This is a genomic window from Mesorhizobium sp. M7A.F.Ca.CA.004.12.1.1 (assembly GCF_003997835.1).
Taxonomy (GTDB): Bacteria; Pseudomonadota; Alphaproteobacteria; order Rhizobiales; family Rhizobiaceae; genus Mesorhizobium.
This window is the reverse complement of record NZ_RZRK01001496.1, coordinates 1-484: the sequence shown is the minus strand read 5'-3', so window position 1 is coordinate 484 and position 484 is coordinate 1. Positions and strand designations below refer to the sequence as shown.

The 484-nt window shown below is 69.0% G+C and carries 1 protein-coding gene; it reads left to right on the top strand.

The annotated features are described in order from the left end of the window. Positions 1-484: TCP-1/cpn60 chaperonin family protein (locus EN984_RS37220; RefSeq protein ID WP_281057403.1), on the top strand; the 484-nt coding region annotated here is incomplete at both ends.

Below are 484 nucleotides of genomic sequence, written 5' to 3'. Positions count from 1 at the left end.
GACTACGACCGCGAGAAGCTGCAGGAGCGGCTGGCCAAACTCGCCGGCGGCGTTGCGGTGATCCGGGTCGGCGGCTCGACCGAGGTCGAGGTCAAGGAGCGCAAGGACCGCGTCGACGATGCGCTGCATGCGACCCGCGCGGCCGTCGAGGAGGGCGTGCTGCCTGGCGGCGGTGTCGCGCTGCTGCGGGCAGCCAAGGCGCTCGATGCCGTGCAGACCGACAATGCGGACCAGAAGACTGGCGTCGATATCGTGCGCCGTGCCATCGAAACGCCGGTCCGGCAGATCGCCGAGAATGCCGGCGCCGAAGGCTCGATCATCGTCGGCAAGCTGCGCGAGAAAAGCGAATTCGGCTGGGGCTGGAACGCCCAGACCAACGAATTCGGCGATCTCTACGGCCAGGGCGTCATCGACCCGGCCAAGGTGGTGCGCACCGCTCTCCAGGACGCGGCATCGGTCGCCGGCCTGCTGGTGACCACGGAGG